The following is a 16,112-nucleotide window of genomic DNA, read 5'->3' on the forward strand; positions in this document are numbered from 1 at the left end:
CGGTTCGTGCAGAACGCCATCGCCAACGCCGCCGACACGGTGTGGCAGGCCATCCAGGACGGCGCGTACGTCTACGTCTGCGGTGACGGCCGCCGTATGGCCCCCGCCGTCCGCGAGGCACTCGCCGCCATCCACCGCCAGAAGACCGGCAGCAACGACGAGACCGCCCAGCAGTGGCTCGCCCAGCTCGAAGCGGACGAGCGCTACCAGCAGGACGTCTTCGCCTGACCGTCGCCCACCGTCAAGGCGCGCTGCCCCTCAGCCGCCGGGAGGCGTGCGGACGTCCTGCCTCCCCCGCACGCCTCCCGGCCCCACCAGCCGTTCAGACACCCCATGGCACATGGCCCGAACCACCGGGCCGTGCCGCTCACAGAAAGCAGATCACCATGGACACCATGCTCGCCGGGCGCTTCCACCTGGACAGCAAGAAGTTCGCCGTGGAAGAGGTCCCGATCCCCGTGCCGGGGCCGGGCGAGATCCTCATCGAGGTCAAGGCCGCCGGTGTCTGCCTCTCCGACGTCCACCTCCTCGACGGCTCCCTCGTCCCGCTGTTCGCCACCTCCGACACCGTCACCGTCGGCCACGAGGTCTCCGGTGTGATCCACACGCTCGGCCCCGACCTCAAGCGCGGCCTGCCCGTCGGCACCCGCGTCACCCTGGAGGCCGGCAAGACCTGCGGCACCTGTGCCGGATGCGTGCGCCACCGCCCGTGCACCCAGATGCTCACCGCCGGCATCGACTACGACGGCGGCTGGGCCGAGTACGTGATCGCCCGCGAGGACACCCTCATTCCCATCCCCGACAGCCTCCCCTTCGACCAGGCCGCGATCATCCCCGACGCGGTCTCCACCCCCTACGCCGCCGTCGTCGCCACCGCGGGCGTCCGTCCCGCCCAGTCCGTCGGCGTCTGGGGAGTCGGCGGAGTCGGCGCCCACAACGTCCGCCTCGCCCGCCTGGTCGGCGCCGCCCCGATCATCGCCGTCGACCCGCTGCCCAGCGCCCGCGAGCGCGCCCTCGCCTTCGGCGCGGACGTCGCCCTGGACCCGGCGGCACCCGACTTCGCCGACCAGGTCCGGGCGGCCACCGGCGGACGCGGCCTGGACTTCGCCTTCGACTGCGCCGGCGTCCCCGCCGTCCGCGACCAGGCCGCCTCCGTGCTCGGACTGGGCGGCTCCCTGATCCTGGTGGGCATCACCCCCAAGCCGCTCACCATCACCGAGGGCCTGACCTTCAACTACCTGCAGAAGCAGGTCCGCGGCCACTACGGCGGCAGCCCCGAGTCCGTCTCCGAGCTGGTGCGGCTGACCGCGGCCGGCCGCCTCGACCTGGCCCCCTCCATCACCGACCACATCCCGCTCGTCGACGCGGCCAACGCGGTCAGCCGGCTGGAGAACAAGATCGGCGACCCGATCCGCCTCATCCTCGTCCCCTGACGCCCGTCAGCAGGACGTCAAGCCACCCTGGGCAGGGGTGAGTGGGCGCCGGTGTGTGAGGGTGCACCGGCGCCCACGGCTTTCCCGCAGCCAGAACCCGTGGAGATGGAGCCATGCACACGACCGACGCCCCACGCCGCACTCCGCAGCGCAGCGACGCTCGCTCGAACCGCCGACGCATCCTCGCCGCTGCCCGGCAGAAACTACGGGACGACCCCGACGCGAGTCTCGACAGCATCGCCCTGGCGGCCGGCATCGCACCACGCACCCTCTACGGTCACTTCTCCAACCGTCGAGCGCTGGTCGCCGAGTTGACGCAGGAAGCAGCTCGGGCGCTACGACAGGCGTTCGCTGCGACCCGTGTCCCAGATGCCGACCCGCTGGAGACGATGACGCGGATGGCCCTGGCGGCATGGGCGGTGGGCGACCAGTACCGCATGCTCATCTCCCTGGGGCGACACCATCTGGGAGAGGCGACGATCCGCGCCACCCTGGCACCCGCTCGCGAAGAGGCCGTGGCGGCCATACGACGCGGCCAGCATTCCGGCGTGTTCGCGGACCACGTCCCCGCGCCCATCCTCGCTCAGGCGCTGGAAGCCCTGATGCTGGCCCTCGCCGAGGAGAACACCGCCTCCGCCTGGGCGGACCCTGCGGGTGAGGCCGCGGCGACCGCGTTCCTCGTCGCCGCCGGAGTGGCACCACACATCGCCTCGCACCGGGTTCGAGCCGTGTTGCGCCAGTAAGGGAGACTCCCGGAACGCTGCCGGGCCATTGGGCTCCCCTCGGGCAGACGCCTCCTGCCCCGGACTGGCCCCGGCCCATGGTCCTCAAGCATCCCGGCTGAGCCGGCCGAACGGACAGCCGGCCGCGTGGACGAGACCATGCGCGACAGCATTCTCAAGCTATACCGTTCCGCCTTGACGGTCGGTGCGGAGTGGGAACCGGATCTGGCGAACCCGGCCGGACCGTCCCTGGTGTTCTGGGGGGCGCTCGACCCGGTCTGCCCCGTCGAGTACGGCGAGAAGATGGCCGCTTCCCTGCGCGCCACCCGTTTCCTGAGGCTCGACAGCAGCCACTGGACGCCGATCCAGAAGCCGGCCGAGCAGGGCGACGGTGCCGTCGTACGAGGCGCACCACGCCTTGGCCCGCGGCGCAGATTTCGGCGGCTCCTCAGTCGAGGCCCGGCAGCGGGCGCCGGGTGACCTCGTGCGCGTCCTCCGGGCGAAGGCCCAGCATGCGCAGGACCATCGCGGCGAGGTCGGAGGCGGCCTCGTCGCCGTCGAGGTCGGGGCGGGCCAGCCTCAGTGCCACCAGGGACAGCAGGGTCCCGCCCAGAGCGGACAGGGCAGTGGTCGGATCGGTGCCGGTGAAGCGTGCCGAGGCGATGCCGCGTTCCAGATCACGAAGTGCTCGTGGCGAGAGGCCGCGGTCGGAGTGGATGTGGGCCAGGCCGCGGTCGCGCAGGATCCGCATGAGTTCGGGGTGTGAGTCCGCCATCCGTGCGGTCAGGCGGAAACCCGCAGCGACGAGCTCGGCGGGGTCGTCGATGCCTTTCACACGCTCGTCGATGACCTGCCCGAACTCCTCCAGGGCGTCCGTCACCGCGGCGTCGAACAGTTCCGTCTTGGACTCGAAGTGGTTGTAGAAGGAGCCGAAACCGACGTCGGCGCGCTCGGCGATGGCCTGGATGCTGGCGCTGGTGTCCCCGGTCTCCGCGAGGATCTGCCGCGCCGCACGGATGAGTGCCTGACGGGTCTCGGCGCGGCGCCGTTCGAAGCGGTTGCGGGGCGGGGCTGACGTCGGCATACGACGAGTGTAACAACCGTGCCGATGACACCCCCATGACTGATGATTGCCTCAATTCTTTGGGTCTGCTCTATTGACGATGAGGGACGGCAAAGTTGATGATTTCCTCATTACAGCAGTGTTGCTTGGAGGGCACCATGTCCCACACCCCCGTTAACAGGGCCGATCCGCAGACGCCCCACCAAGATCTCCACAGCGAGCTGGGCGCCCTGCGCGGTGAACACCCCGGACGAGCGAGAAACCCCGTCATCAAGGTGGCCGACCTGGCCTGGCTGGAGTTCGAGAAGCCGGACCTGGACCGGGCCGAGGTGTTCGCCCGCGACTTCGGGTTCGCCATCGCCGCCCGCACCGAGCGGGAACTGTGGCTGCGTGGCACCTTCACGGGCTCCCCGTGCATGGTCATCCGCCATGGGCAGGCGTCCCGCTTCGTCGGGCCGGCGTTCCGCGCGGCCGAACGGGCCGACCTGGACCGGCTGGCCCGGACGACCGGCAGTGAGGTCCGTGACATCGCCGTACCCGGTGGCGGACAGGCGGTCGCCCTGCTCGACCCTTCCGGCTTCCCGGTCCGGGTCGTGCACTGCGCCGAGCAACTGCCCGCGCTGCCAGAGCAGCAGCCGCTGATTCTCAACACCGGCAGCGAGCACCGCCGTACGAACGCCACCCAGCGTCCTCCCCGCGAGCCGTCGCGTATACAGCGCCTCGGGCACGTGGTGCTGGAGACACGGGTGTTCATGCGGGCCCTGAACTGGTACTTGGACACCCTCGGGATGATCGTGTCCGACTTCCTGTTCCTGGACGGACAGCGCGGCCGCGGGCCGACCATGGCGTTCATCCGCTGCGACCAGGGCAGCCTGGCGGTCGACCACCACACACTGGCCCTGCACCTCGGGCCGGGCACCGGGTACGTCCACTCCGCCTACCAGGTCACCGACCTCGACTCGATCGCCGCCGGCGGCGAGTACCTCACCGAGCGCGGCTACAAGCGCAGCTGGGGGATCGGCCGGCACATACAGGGCAGCCAGCTCTTCGACTACTGGCGCGACCCCGACCACTTCATGCTGGAGCACTTCGCCGACGGCGACCTGTTCTCCTGCGACCTCGAACCCGGGTGGGCTCCGATGTCGGCGAGCGGCCTGGCCCAGTGGGGCCCGCCGGTGACCCGCGACTTCCTGGGCGCCAGTCCCTCCCCGGCCAAGCTGCGCGAGGTCATGTCGGCCCTGCGCGGCGACAACGAACTCGACCCCGCACGCCTGCTGGGCCTGATGAAAGCGATGAGCTCATGAGCACCAACGTTCTGCGCACCCCCGACGGCTGGTGGGCCGTCCGGGCCGAGCGCGCCGTCCGCATCGAGACCAAGGCGGTCACCACCGCCGACCTGCTCGCCGAGCGGGCCGCGGTCAGCGCAGCCGCCGCCTCCACCGACAGCGGTACGCCCGTGGCCGACCTGGTGGCGCTGCCTCCGGTCACCACCCCCTGCCGCGTGGTGGCCCAGATGGTCAACTACCGCAGCCACGCCAAGGATTCCGGCTTCACGGGCGACATACCGCCCACCTTCTTCCGCAAGGCGTCCGGCTCGGTCAGCGGACCCCACGACACGATCGTCCGCCCGTCGCACGTGAAGTTCCTCGACTACGAGGTGGAACTCGGCCTCGTCATGGGCGCGACGCTCCCGGTGGGCACCGTTGTGGAGGAGCAGGACCTGCCCCGCTACGTCGCCGGCCTCGTCCTGACCAACGACGTCAGCGCCCGCGACGTCCAGCTGACCAAGACCCAGTTCTACGAGAGCAAGTCCTACCCGACCTTCACCCCGACCGGCCCGTACCTGGCCCTGCTGGAGCCCGAGGACTTCGCCCATCTGCTGAACCTGCGGCTGCGGCTGGACGTCAACGGCGTGTCCCGCCAGGACCGCACCCTCGCCGACATGATCGTGCGACCCGCGCAGGCGCTCACCCTGCTCGCTCGCTTCCAGACCCTCGACCCGGGCGACCTGCTGCTGACCGGCACCCCCGGCGGCACCGCCCTGAAGGCCCCGCCCAAGCCGGTCGAGAAGATCGCCGCGCTGCTGCCGCCCGCGCTGAAGTGGAAGGCGTTCTTCAACGGCCAGGCCAAGAACCCCCTGTACCTGCGCGACGGTGACCTCGTCACCGCCACCATCGCCACCCCGGACGGGCGGATCGACCTGGGCGAGCAGCGGACCGCCGTGGCGGACGCCCAGTGAGCACCACAGCCCGCAGACCGGTAGTGATCATCGGTGCGGGACCCGTCGGGGTCACGGCCGCGCTCCTGCTCGCCCGGCACGGAGTGCCCAGCCTGCTCCTCGAACGCCACCGGGACATCTACCCCCTGCCACGTGCTGTCGTCGTGGACGACGAGGTCCGGCGGATCCTGCAGAGCGTCGGTGTCCACGAGGAGTTCGCCGCCGTCTCGCGCCCGGCGCCGGGCCTGCGGCTGCTGGACGCCCGGCGCCGCGTGATCGCCGAGTTCCCGCGGTCCCTGCAGGGCCACCACGGCTTCCCGCAGACCAGCATGTTCGACCAGCCGGAGCTCGAGCGGCTGCTGCGCGAAGCTCTGGCGCGCCGCCCGGAGTGTGAGCTGTGGGGTGGGGTGGAGGTCGTGTCCGTCAGCCAGGACACCGACGGAACGGCTCCGGTCCGGGTCACCTTCCGCCGCGACGGCAGCGATGAGGACGAGCATGTGTGGGCCGACGCCGTCCTCGGCTGCGACGGCGCCGGCAGCCTCACCCGCGACGCCATCGGCGCCGTGTGGGAGGACCTGCACTTCGAGGAGAGCTGGCGGGTCATCGACGTGCGCACCAGCCTCCCGGTACGCACCTGGGAAGGCGCCGAGCAGATCTGCTGCCCCACCCGACCGGCCACCTTCATGCGAGTCGGCGAGGACCGCTACCGCTGGGAGTTCCGGCTGGCCGACGGCGAGTCCCTGGACGGCCCGGAAGGGCTGAAGCAGTTGCACGAGCTCGTCGCCCCCTGGGTCGATCTGCCGCCCGCTGCCCACGGGGGTGACGACTTCGAGGTGATCCGGCAGGCGCGGTACACCTTCCGGGCCCGCCTCGCCGATCGCTGGCGCCAGGGGCGCGTATTCCTGCTGGGCGACGCCGCCCACCTCACCCCGCCCTTCATCGGGCAGGGCCTGTGCGCGGGCCTGCGCGACGCCCGAAACCTCACCTGGAAACTCGCCCGCGTCCTTCAGCGGGGTGCGGACGACCGCCTGCTGGACACCTACCAGCAGGAGCGCAAGCCGCACGCCCGCCACGTGATCCGTGTCGCGGTCGCGGTCGGCTGGGCCATGACCGGGGGACAGGACCGCGGTGCGGCCATTCGTCGGGCCGTGGTGGGCGCGGCCTGCCGCATCCCCGGCGTGACAGCGGCGGTGAGCCGCGACCTCAGTCCCGCACTGACCGCCAATCCGCTGGTACGACGCCGCCCCCGGCTGACCGGCCGTTCCCTGGCCGGCACCTTCTGCCCACAACCCCGGGTGCTGTACCACGGTAGGCGCGAGCGCCTCGACGACATCCTCGGGGACTCCTTCGCCGTACTGACCGCCGTGCCGCCCACGGCACGGATGACAGGCATGGCCACGGCCCTGGGCGCATCCGTGATCCATGTCGACGACCTGGACGACGACGGCGCCCTGGCCTCCTGGCTGGCACGCGGCCGGGCCGACGCCGTCCTGCTGCGTCCCGACCGCGTCGTACTGGACACCGTCGCCACCGGCACCAGCGACTTCACCGACACCGCCGCCTGGGCTCCGCTGCTGCACACGGCCCGCCGCACCGCCGAAGCCCGGCCCGCACCCTGACGAGGAACACCACACCATGACCACCCCGCACTCCACGCCGCATCCGGAGCCCTTCCTGCCGCCCGACCCGAAAACGGCCGCGGGCAGCCGCATCGCGGACTTCGCCCGCTGGGCCGCCCGGCACGCAGGCGCCGAAGGCATCCAGGCCCCCACCGACTACCAGGCCCTGCACCACTGGTCCGTCACCGACCTGGAAGGATTCTGGGCGGCGGTGTGGGAGTACTTCGAGGTCGACGCGACCACTCCGTACGAGCGGGTGCTCGCCGAGGAGACCATGCCCGGCGCCCGCTGGTTCCCCGGCGCCACCCTCAACTACGCCCACCACGCGCTGCGCAACCTGCACCCGGACGCTCCCGCGATCACCGCACTGGACGAGACCGGAGCCGCCTACGAGATCACGGGCCGGCAGCTCCGCGCCCAGGTCGCCTCCGTCGCGGCCACCCTGCGCGACCTGGGCGTCGGACAGGGCGACCGGGTGGTCGGCTACCTGCCCAACACCCCGCACGCCGTCATCGCCTTCCTCGCCACCGCCAGCCTGGGCGCCGTGTGGTCCGTGTGCGGCCAGGACTACTCCCCCAAGGCCGCCGCCGACCGCTTCGCCCAGCTCGAACCCACGGTGCTCATCACCGCGGACGGCTACCTCTTCAACGGCACCCGTCACGACCGCCGCGCCGCCTCCCTCGACCTGGCCGCCGCCCTTCCCACGCTCAAGGCCACGGTCCTCGTGGATCACCTGGGCCTCGCATGGCCCGCGACCCGGGCCGCGAGACTGACGGTTCCCTGGGAGGACGCGGCCGGTCGCACCGAGTACCTCGGGATCACTCCCGTTCCGTTCGACCACCCGCTGTGGATCGTCTTCTCCTCCGGCACCACCGGCCTGCCCAAGGGCATCGTCCACGGCCACGGTGGCGTCCTGCTGGAACACCTCAAGATCCTCGGGCTGCACTGCGACCTGGGCGTCGGTGACCGCCTGCTGTGGTACACCACCACCCACTGGATGATGTGGAACCTGGTCGTCTCCACGCTGCTGACCGGTGCCGCCACCTGCACCTACGACGGCAGTCCCGCCCCGGTGGCGCGCCCGGACGCCCTGTGGGAGCTGGCGGCCCGCCACAAGGTCACGGTCTTCGGCACCAGCCCCCAGTACCTGCTGGCCATGGCCAAGCTCGGCGTCGATCCCGGCGTGCACGACCTGTCGGCGATCCGCGTCATCGGCTGCACCGGCTCCGCCCTGCCCGCCTCCGCCTATCCCTGGGTCCGCGACCACGTCGGCGCCGGCATCCAGCTGGCGTCCACCAGCGGCGGCACGGACGTCGTCTCCGGCTTCGCCGGCAGCGCCCCCACCACCCCCGTGTGGGCGGGTGAACTATCGGCCCCCAACCTCGGCGTGGCGCTCGCGGCGTACGACGACGCGGGACGACCGGTCACCGACCAGGTCGGCGAGCTCGTCGTCACCCGGCCCATGCCGTCGATGCCGCTGCACTTCTGGAACGACCCCGACGGCAGCCGCTACCGAGACGCCTATTTCTCCGCCTTCCCGGGCGTGTGGCGGCACGGCGACTGGATCACTCACACCTCGCACGGCTCGGTGATCGTCCACGGACGCTCCGACGCCACCCTCAACCGAAACGGCGTACGCCTGGGCAGCGCCGACATCCACGACATCGTCGAACGCCTCCCCGAGATCACCGAGGCCCTCGTCATCGGCGCGGAGGAACCCGACGGCGCTTACTGGATGCCGCTCTTCGTGGTCCTCGCCGACGGGATCGGTCTGGACGAGTCCCTGTGCGAGAAGATCCGCGACGCGATCCGCACCGGCGCCTCACCCCGTCACGTCCCCGACGAGATCCTCGCCGTGCCGGCCATCCCGCACACGAAGACCGGCAAGAAGCTCGAAGTCCCGGTCAAGCGCCTCCTCCAGGGCGCCCGCGCCGAGCAGATCCTCAACCCCTCCGCGGTCGACGACCCCGGCCTGATCGCCTACTTCGCCGGCCTGGGGGCCGAACGCCGCCAGGCCCGCCGCCCGCACACCCCCGAAGGCGTCTCATGATCCTCTCCGCCTCGCTGACCTGTCTCATCGCGTTGATCTTCGCCCTGCTGGGCACGGCCAAGATCCTGGCCCTGGGTCCGATGCCCGAGCTGGCCGCCCACGCCGGCTTCACCACCGCGGCCTACCGGCTCATCGGGGGCCTGGAGCTGGCGGGCGCCGTCGGCGTGGCCCTCGGCCCGGTCGTCCCGCTGTGCGGCGGCCTGGCCGGTATCGGACTGCTGATGCTGCTCGCCGGTGCCGTGACCACGCACGTACGCAAGGGCGACGGGCTGGCCAAACTCCTCCCCGCGGTGACATGCGCGGCCCTGGTCGCCTGGTATCTCGTACGCCTCGCCGGCCTCTGACCCGTTCCGGGGGGACCGCCGGCCTCCACTCGTCCCGTTAGCGAGCCCACGGTGGGGCTGGCAGACTGACTCTGTGGTTCCGCTGACGGTCGCGGCGGATCAGATCGCGTCCTCATCGCTTACCGGCGCCAGTGTGGTATCAGCCTGCGCACTGCTGTTCACTGTCGCGTCGTTCTGGTGGCTCAACGCACGACAGGGACGCCTCCAGACGTGGGAACCTCATTCCTTCGCGGCGATCATCCACGGTTCCACGGCACGCCTGCGACTGCCACTCGTCCTGCACAACACCGGTCCCAAACCGATCGTCGTGCAGGACCTCATCCTGACCTTTCCCGATGAGCCCGCCTCTCATCTGCCCCTCCTGTGGGTGTCCTCCCCGTCGCGGCTCCAACCGGGGCCGGACGAGGCGGCAAAGCTGCCCGCCGGATTCGTCGTGCCCGGCAGAGAAGCGCACCAGCTCTTCCTCGAGTTCGAGGCACCGTTTTCCGGGTTCCTCCCCGAGGCCCGTGACTACAAGGTCCAAATACAGGTGCGGGTCGGCCACCGCAAGGGTTGGCGCCCCCTGTTGACGTTCATCCTGCGGGCCGCCAACATCATCGATCCAGACCGCTACACCGTCTACGACAACGCACCGGTCGAGCTGACGAAGGAAGACCAGAGAAGAGCGGATGCCGCGCTCCTCGAGTTGCTGGAAGAGCACGGGGACGGCTCCCCTTCGGGCGGCGGGAGGCGGGGGGACCCTCCGAATGACGAAGGTGACGCCGACACGAGCCGCTGATATCGCCGTCTGTCCTCTGACGTAACAGCGGCGGCACCGGCCCCCGCCGACCCCGCCTGTAAGGGCTTGCCTTCGAACGCACCGCTCACCGGCGCCCTCACCAACTACGCGACTCCCCCGGACCGCGATGCCGGGCGTCGTACCCCGCCGGCACCGGACGGATCACAAGGGTCGTGGATCAACCTGTGCCGCTCTACGGGTACCGTCAGGGTATGAGTCACCCGCACCCCGAGCTGAAAGCCGCCCCGCCCCTTCCCGAAGGAGGGCTGCGGGTCATCGCCCTAGGCGGCCTCGGCGAGATCGGCCGCAACATGACCGTCTTCGAACACGCGGGCAAGCTGCTCGTCGTCGACTGCGGTGTGCTGTTCCCCGAGGAGACCCAGCCCGGGGTGGACGTGATCCTGCCGGACTTCACCTCGATCCGGGACCGGCTGGACGACATCGTGGGCCTGGTGCTCACCCACGGCCACGAGGACCACATCGGCGGCGTGCCGTACCTGCTGCGCGAGCGGCCCGACATCCCCGTCGTCGGCTCCAAGCTGACGCTGGCCTTCCTTGAGGCCAAGCTCAAGGAACACGGCATCCGGCCGCGCACGGTGCGGGTGCGGGAGGGCGACCGGCGCGGCTTCGGTCCCTTCGACTGCGAGTTCGTGGCGGTCAACCACTCCATCCCCGACAGCCTCGCGGTCGCCATCCGCACCCGGGCCGGGATGGTGCTGCACACCGGCGACTTCAAGATGGACCAGTTCCCGCTCGACGAGCGCATCACCGATCTGCGCGCCTTCGCCCGCCTCGGCGAGGAGGGCGTGGACCTGTTCCTCACCGACTCCACCAACGCCGAGGTGCCCGGCTTCACCACCTCCGAGCGCGAGCTGAACCCGGCGATCGAGCAGGTGATGCGCACGGCGCCGCGCCGGGTCATCGTCTCCAGCTTCGCCAGCCACGTGCACCGCATCCAGCAGGTCCTGGACGCCGCCCACCAGCACGGCCGCAAGGTCGCCTTCGTCGGCCGGTCGATGGTGCGCAACATGGGCATCGCCCGGGACCTGGGCTATCTGAAGGTCCCCTCCGGTCTGGTCGTGAGCACGAAGGAGCTGGAGAAGCTCCCGGACCACAGGATCACGCTGGTGTGCACCGGCTCCCAGGGCGAACCGATGGCCGCGCTGTCCCGGATGGCCAACCGCGACCACATGATCCGCATCGGCGAGGGCGACACCGTCCTGCTCGCCAGCTCCCTCATCCCCGGCAACGAGAACGCCATCTACCGGGTGATCAACGGACTCACCCGGTGGGGCGCCCACGTGGTCCACAAGGGCAACGCCAAGGTGCACGTCTCCGGGCACGCCAGCGCCGGCGAACTGGTCTACTGCTACAACATCGTCAAGCCCCGCAACGTCATGCCCGTGCACGGCGAGTGGCGCCACCTGCGGGCCAACGGCGACCTCGCCATCCGTACCGGTGTCGACCCCGACCGGGTCGTCATCGCCGAGGACGGGGTCGTCGTCGACCTCGTCGACGGGCGCGCGTCCATCACCGGCAAGGTTCCCGCCGGCAACGTCTACGTGGACGGCATGGAAGTCGGCGGCGCCACCGAGGCGTCCCTCAAGGACCGCCTCACCCTCGCGGCCGAAGGCGTGGTCACGGTGGTGGCGATCGTCGACGCGGACACCGGCGCCCTCGCCGAGGCCCCCGACTTCCTGGCCCGCGGCTTCGTCCACGACGACGCCACCTTCGAGCCGGTCGTCCCGGTCATCGAGAAGACCCTGGCCACCGCGGCCGCGGAGGGCGTCGGGGACGCGCGCCAACTCGAACAGCTCATCGCCCGCGCCGTGGCGAACTGGGCGTTCCGCACCTACCGCCGCAAGCCCCTCATCATCCCCGTGATCATCGACGCCTGAACCGCGCCCCGGCGGCACGGTCCTGGACGCGGTCGGGTTCGACCGCGTCCAGGTTCTCAGGATGAGCGGCCCGTCCCGGCCGGAGGCCCGCCCGACGCGCCGGGCGCGGGTCCGACGTCCGGGAGGCCGAGCCGGAACCTGCCGAACTGCGCGCCGTCCCGGGCGGCGAAGAACGACTTCAGCAGGTCCTCCTGCTCGAACGCCCCGTTCAGCCGCTCCCGCACCTTCCGCAGCACCTCCCGCGGCCCCTCCGGGTCGCCGAAGCGCAGCAGTTCGGCGCACATGGCCTCGTCCTCGCGGAGGCCCTCCACCAGCCAGTGGACGAGGTCCAGGCCGGTGGTGCAGGGGATCGAACCGGTGATGTGGAGGGAGGGGCCCTCCTCGGTCACCGGGTCGTGCCAGTAGCCCCGTGGCAGGAAGAGCACGTCGCCGGGCGAGAGCACCAGGTCGTCGACGGTCTCGGCCGGCGGCGTACCCATCGCCGAGTCCCTCGGGTGCATGGAGAACTCGTTGCGCCCGAAGATGCGCCACCGCTTCCTGCCCTGGAGCTGGATGGCGAACACGTCGTGGTTGTCCCAGTGGGCGTTGAAGCCGCCGGTGGGCGCCCAGGAGGCGTAGAGGTTGAACTCGAAGTCGCTGAGCAGCCGGCGCTCGAAGGCCTCGGAGAGCCGCGACAGCCCGGGGTGGATCTCGTCCACGTACCGCATCGCGAGGGTGTGGCCCGCGCCCAGCGCCGCTCGCAGCCTCACCGGATCGACACGGACCCGCCGGCGCCCGCGCCGGGCGGCGCGCGCCTCCAGATAGGAGGCCTCGGGGAGTTGCCTGCCGTCCCGCGACAACCGCATCTGCGGGGACCGGAGTTGATGCGTCTCCAGGATCTCGTTCAGGTCGTCCCAGCCGAAGACGCCCCTGATCTGCTCCGCGGCGCCGGGGAACACGCGGTGTTCGTGGTGGTAGACCCGCGACAGGAAGTCGCCGGCGGTCAGCGTGGAGACGAAGTCGTCGATCGAGTCCGAGAGGTCTTCCGGGTGTTCCATGGCTCCTCCGTGATTCGCCGCCGGTGCGGGACCGGCCGGTCGCGGTGGGAAGTGGGCGGACGATGTGCCGGGCGGGCCGCTCACGGCCGGGAGGCTCACCCGGTCGCCTCGTGGAAGGGCAGCCGGGGGGCCGCCACCGCCGGGAGCGCCCGGCCTCGCTCGCGTCCCGGGCCCACGTCGCCCCAGGGCGCGTGGGCCCGGCAGGAGGCGGCGCGCACGACCAGCCGCAGGGCCTCGTCGCCGTCCCAGGTGAGCGCCGCGCCCCTGATCGCCTCGATGCTCGGAGGCACGTCGAGGCCCAGGTCCTCGACGAGGACCGTCCTGCAGCGCTTGAGGACGCTGAGGGCGCCCGCCGAGTCGCCCTGGACGCAGTACACGGCTGCCAGGAGTTCCCAGAGACGTTGCCGGTACGGCGCTTCCGCGATGACCGTCTCGATGCGGTAGGACAGCATCTCGGTCCGGCCCGCGATGAGCAGCGCGGTGAAGAGGTCCTCGTAGGTGTCGAGGCGCCCGTTGCGAAGCCCGGTCGCGTGCGCGTCGAACCAGCGCGTCATCGGCAGATCCTGCCCGAACGGACCACGCCAGAGGGCCAGCGCGTCCTCGAGCACGGCGATGGCCCGGTCGGCCTCACCCCGCGCCAGGTGGGCGCGGCCCTGCCGGGAGGCCTGGAGGAACACGGGCAGGTCGACCTCGTCGGGCCCGACCTCCAGCCGGTAGCCGCTCTGTGTGCCGCGGCATGTCTTGATCCTGTCGCTCAGCCCCGGCATGGCCCGGTCGAGATCGCGCCGCAGTCCGGTGAAGTGACTGCGAATGTTCGCCCTGGCCGACGAGGGCGGATCGTCCCACAGCAGTTCGGCCAGTTCCGTCATTCCGACGGGGTGCCCGGACCGCAGGAGCAGGGCCGTGAGAATCGCCCGCCGCATGGGGGAACGAACCTCGACCTCTTCCTGAAATCGCAGGTGCCCGAGAATTCTGAACAGCATGGCGCCACCCGCCCCTTTCATCGGAGCGGACAGCACATGGCTGTGAACCACACCTTCTTCCCGGGAGGAAAGCCCGTTAAAACGGAGCAGCGACTCACGGTCGACGTCATAATTGTCCCCCATTACTTGCTCAATGTGACGATCTGTTCAGCTTGCCCGTGACCCGAACTGCGTGAAGTCAGGTGGCCGGGCCGGCCATGGCGCGGACCGGCGTGGGCAGGCACGGTGTCCGCCGGGAACCGGAGTGACGGTCGCGGCGGGTGCCGCTGTCAGGAACATGACTTGACTCCAATTCAGATGTCCGCAAAGGCCGTTGAAGGCCATTGGGCCCGTGGTGCCCGCTTTGCCACGGCCGCTTCGCCTTCCTCCGGCGGCAACCGCGACCGAGGAGAGGAAACCATTCCGGTATCCCGTCCGTCCGCACCAAAGTTCTGTCAGGAAATTGCCGTGCAGCCTGTTGCCACGTGCAGCCAGGACATGACGGGACGAACCAGCGCCGCTCGCGACGGATGCCGGGCGGCGGGGCTCTCTTTCACCCAACTCCGGTGAGCTTTTCGGACGCGGGGGTACCGAAGTGACGAGCTGTCCAGAAGGCGCGCCGGACGCCATCAGTCGCTACCATGACGATCATGCACACTGTTGACAGGAGCATCACCAGAAACACACAAGCCGGCGCCCCCGCTTCAGGGCGTGTGGCTCACGCGGCTTAGTTGACGGGGCGCCAAAAAGGGGGAAGCACTTGACCGATGTGCTGGCACTTGACCAAGAGACACTCCGGGTGTATCGCGCTTTCCTGTTTCACAGCGAACAGGAGACGCACGAACTGGCCCGTTTGACGAACAGCGACGACGGCAGCGTGAAGGCGGCCATCACACGGCTCGTCGACCTGTCGCTGCTCGCCCCCTCCAAGGACTCGCCCGGCGGGCTGAGAGCCGTGGACCCGTTGCGCGGGATAAGGGTTCTGCTCGAACGGGAGCAGGAGGAGCTCGCGTGGCGGGAACACCGCATCAAGCACAACACGACGATGCTCGACGCCATAGCCGCGGAATACGCCGCCGCCGTGAGATCGGCCCAGGTGGACGGCATCGAGCGACTTCACCGCATCGACGACATCCGTACACGTATAGAGGCCCTGGCGGAGTCCTGCCAGCAGGAGAGTCTGGCCTTCCATCCTGCGGGGGCACTGACCGAGGAGTCCGTCGAGGCGTCCAGGCCTCTCAACCAGCGTGCCATCGCCCGCGGCGTACGTTTTCGCTCGATCTACATCGACAGTATCATGCGTGATCGCGTCACCCGGTCGCATGCCCAGTGGATGGCCGAGCACGACTGCGAGGTGCGCACCGCCCCCTCCCTGCCGATGCGCCTGCTGATCGTGGACACCACGGCCGCCGTGGTCAGCGGGCTGCCCGGACAGGTCTCCGGCACGACACTGCTCTTCCGGAGCAGGCCGGTGGTCCTGGCCATGCGGGCCCTGTTCGAGGCGTACTGGGACCACGCGAACTGGTTCTCGCCGGGGTCGGCTTCCGGCGAGGCCTCCCCCGGCGAGATCACACCCCAGGAACGCAAGCTGCTCGAGTTGCTGGCCGACGGTCTCACCGACAGCGCGGTGGCACGCTCACTGGGGATCAGCGTGCGCACGGAGCGCCGGAAGCTGGCGGGTCTGATGGAGCGGCTCGGCGTCTCCAGCCGTTTCGCGGCAGGCGTGCAGGCGGCTCGCCGGCAGTGGATCTGACGCCGGCCGGCCGTGCGCTCCGCACGGCCGGCCGGTCCGTGCCCGCCTCCGTCCCCGCGCCGGACGCGGCCGGATCGGGTCACCCGGCGGACGCGGCCAGGTGAAGTCCGACACGACCGGCTCCGCCGGGGAGCCGGCCGCCGTCGCGGCGGTGGCCGGCGTGGCGGGCCGGCGGACTCGTCGGGGCACTGCGCATCCTTCCGTCGGACGGGAAGCGGGGCGTCGCGGGCCGGGA

Annotated in this window: 15 protein-coding genes; 12 read left to right on the forward strand and 3 right to left on the reverse strand. The window is 70.6% G+C overall.

Annotated elements, in window-relative coordinates:
• The 4 genes from ACZ7JA_RS14905 to ACZ7JA_RS14920 form a co-directional block, all read left to right on the forward strand.
• On the forward strand, nt 1–228 hold a 228-nt coding region (locus ACZ7JA_RS14905), incomplete at its 5' end, for a hypothetical protein (protein WP_470808575.1).
• Nucleotides 229–386: 158 nt separating this feature from the next.
• Complete coding sequence (locus ACZ7JA_RS14910; RefSeq protein WP_470808577.1) at nt 387–1,433, forward strand: zinc-binding dehydrogenase; 1,047 nt, start codon at nt 387–389, stop codon at nt 1,431–1,433.
• 113 nt (nt 1,434–1,546) lie between these two features.
• Nucleotides 1,547–2,176, forward strand: a complete 630-nt coding sequence (locus tag ACZ7JA_RS14915; RefSeq protein WP_389448238.1) for a TetR/AcrR family transcriptional regulator — start codon at nt 1,547–1,549, stop codon at nt 2,174–2,176.
• Between the two features lie 126 nt (nt 2,177–2,302).
• Nucleotides 2,303–2,635, forward strand: coding sequence for an alpha/beta fold hydrolase (locus tag ACZ7JA_RS14920; RefSeq protein ID WP_389448236.1), 333 nt, complete (start codon nt 2,303–2,305; stop codon nt 2,633–2,635).
• Here ACZ7JA_RS14920 and ACZ7JA_RS14925 read toward each other — a convergent pair.
• A complete protein-coding gene (locus ACZ7JA_RS14925; protein WP_351665450.1) occupies nt 2,604–3,239 on the reverse strand; it encodes a TetR/AcrR family transcriptional regulator in 636 nt (211 codons plus the stop codon). The genes ACZ7JA_RS14920 and ACZ7JA_RS14925 overlap by 32 nt on opposite strands.
• A gap of 137 nt (nt 3,240–3,376) precedes the next feature.
• On the opposite strand from ACZ7JA_RS14925, the gene ACZ7JA_RS14930 reads away from it, so the two are divergent.
• From ACZ7JA_RS14930 to ACZ7JA_RS14960, 7 genes are all read left to right on the forward strand, one after another.
• Nucleotides 3,377–4,522, forward strand: a complete 1,146-nt coding sequence (locus ACZ7JA_RS14930; RefSeq protein ID WP_389448233.1) for a VOC family protein — start codon at nt 3,377–3,379, stop codon at nt 4,520–4,522.
• Nucleotides 4,519–5,457: a fumarylacetoacetate hydrolase family protein gene (locus ACZ7JA_RS14935; RefSeq protein WP_470808581.1), complete on the forward strand. Its 939-nt coding sequence runs from the start codon at nt 4,519–4,521 to the stop codon at nt 5,455–5,457. Before ACZ7JA_RS14930 ends, ACZ7JA_RS14935 begins: the two co-directional genes overlap by 4 nt.
• Complete coding sequence (gene mhpA, locus ACZ7JA_RS14940) at nt 5,454–7,055, forward strand: bifunctional 3-(3-hydroxy-phenyl)propionate/3-hydroxycinnamic acid hydroxylase MhpA (protein ID WP_470808583.1); 1,602 nt, start codon at nt 5,454–5,456, stop codon at nt 7,053–7,055. The genes ACZ7JA_RS14935 and mhpA overlap by 4 nt, the downstream gene beginning before the upstream one ends.
• Nucleotides 7,056–7,071: 16 nt before the next feature.
• Nucleotides 7,072–9,105 (forward strand): acetoacetate--CoA ligase, encoded by a 2,034-nt coding sequence (locus tag ACZ7JA_RS14945; RefSeq protein ID WP_470808585.1) that lies wholly within the window; start codon nt 7,072–7,074, stop codon nt 9,103–9,105.
• Nucleotides 9,102–9,449 carry a DoxX family protein gene (locus ACZ7JA_RS14950; protein ID WP_351665460.1) on the forward strand — a complete coding sequence of 116 codons (348 nt, stop codon included), beginning with the start codon at nt 9,102–9,104 and terminating at the stop codon, nt 9,447–9,449. Before ACZ7JA_RS14945 ends, ACZ7JA_RS14950 begins: the two co-directional genes overlap by 4 nt.
• 73 nt (nt 9,450–9,522) lie before the next feature.
• Complete coding sequence (locus ACZ7JA_RS14955) at nt 9,523–10,227, forward strand: hypothetical protein (protein ID WP_450749935.1); 705 nt, start codon at nt 9,523–9,525, stop codon at nt 10,225–10,227.
• 212 nt (nt 10,228–10,439) lie between these two features.
• Nucleotides 10,440–12,125: a ribonuclease J gene (locus ACZ7JA_RS14960; protein ID WP_351665464.1), complete on the forward strand. Its 1,686-nt coding sequence runs from the start codon at nt 10,440–10,442 to the stop codon at nt 12,123–12,125.
• A 56-nt stretch (nt 12,126–12,181) separates the two neighbouring features.
• On the opposite strand, the gene ACZ7JA_RS14965 is transcribed toward ACZ7JA_RS14960, so the two are convergent.
• Together ACZ7JA_RS14965 and ACZ7JA_RS14970 are read right to left on the reverse strand one after the other, a co-directional pair.
• Nucleotides 12,182–13,162 carry a cupin domain-containing protein gene (locus tag ACZ7JA_RS14965; RefSeq protein WP_470808588.1) on the reverse strand — a complete coding sequence of 327 codons (981 nt, stop codon included), beginning with the start codon at nt 13,160–13,162 and terminating at the stop codon, nt 12,182–12,184.
• A 95-nt stretch (nt 13,163–13,257) separates the two neighbouring features.
• Nucleotides 13,258–14,085: an AfsR/SARP family transcriptional regulator gene (locus ACZ7JA_RS14970; RefSeq protein WP_351665468.1), complete on the reverse strand. Its 828-nt coding sequence runs from the start codon at nt 14,083–14,085 to the stop codon at nt 13,258–13,260.
• A gap of 808 nt (nt 14,086–14,893) precedes the next feature.
• On the opposite strand from ACZ7JA_RS14970, the gene ACZ7JA_RS14975 reads away from it, so the two are divergent.
• Nucleotides 14,894–15,877, forward strand: coding sequence for a helix-turn-helix transcriptional regulator (locus ACZ7JA_RS14975; protein ID WP_389302789.1), 984 nt, complete (start codon nt 14,894–14,896; stop codon nt 15,875–15,877).
• Nucleotides 15,878–16,112: the final 235 nt, after the last annotated feature.

The organism is Streptomyces sp. NPDC038135 (assembly GCF_055601245.1).

What these genes read in the sequence shown, in the direction of transcription:
- ACZ7JA_RS14910 (WP_470808577.1), top strand. Translation starts at nt 387, where the DNA reads ATGGACACCATGCTCGCCGGGCGCTTCCACCTGGACAGCAAGAAGTTC.
- ACZ7JA_RS14915 (WP_389448238.1), top strand. Translation starts at nt 1,547, where the DNA reads ATGCACACGACCGACGCCCCACGCCGCACTCCGCAGCGCAGCGACGCT.
- ACZ7JA_RS14925 (WP_351665450.1), bottom strand. Translation starts at nt 3,239, where the DNA reads ATGCCGACGTCAGCCCCGCCCCGCAACCGCTTCGAACGGCGCCGCGCC.
- ACZ7JA_RS14930 (WP_389448233.1), top strand. Translation starts at nt 3,377, where the DNA reads ATGTCCCACACCCCCGTTAACAGGGCCGATCCGCAGACGCCCCACCAA.
- ACZ7JA_RS14935 (WP_470808581.1), top strand. Translation starts at nt 4,519, where the DNA reads ATGAGCACCAACGTTCTGCGCACCCCCGACGGCTGGTGGGCCGTCCGG.
- ACZ7JA_RS14945 (WP_470808585.1), top strand. Translation starts at nt 7,072, where the DNA reads ATGACCACCCCGCACTCCACGCCGCATCCGGAGCCCTTCCTGCCGCCC.
- ACZ7JA_RS14950 (WP_351665460.1), top strand. Translation starts at nt 9,102, where the DNA reads ATGATCCTCTCCGCCTCGCTGACCTGTCTCATCGCGTTGATCTTCGCC.
- ACZ7JA_RS14960 (WP_351665464.1), top strand. Translation starts at nt 10,440, where the DNA reads ATGAGTCACCCGCACCCCGAGCTGAAAGCCGCCCCGCCCCTTCCCGAA.
- ACZ7JA_RS14965 (WP_470808588.1), bottom strand. Translation starts at nt 13,162, where the DNA reads ATGGAACACCCGGAAGACCTCTCGGACTCGATCGACGACTTCGTCTCC.
- ACZ7JA_RS14970 (WP_351665468.1), bottom strand. Translation starts at nt 14,085, where the DNA reads ATGCGGCGGGCGATTCTCACGGCCCTGCTCCTGCGGTCCGGGCACCCC.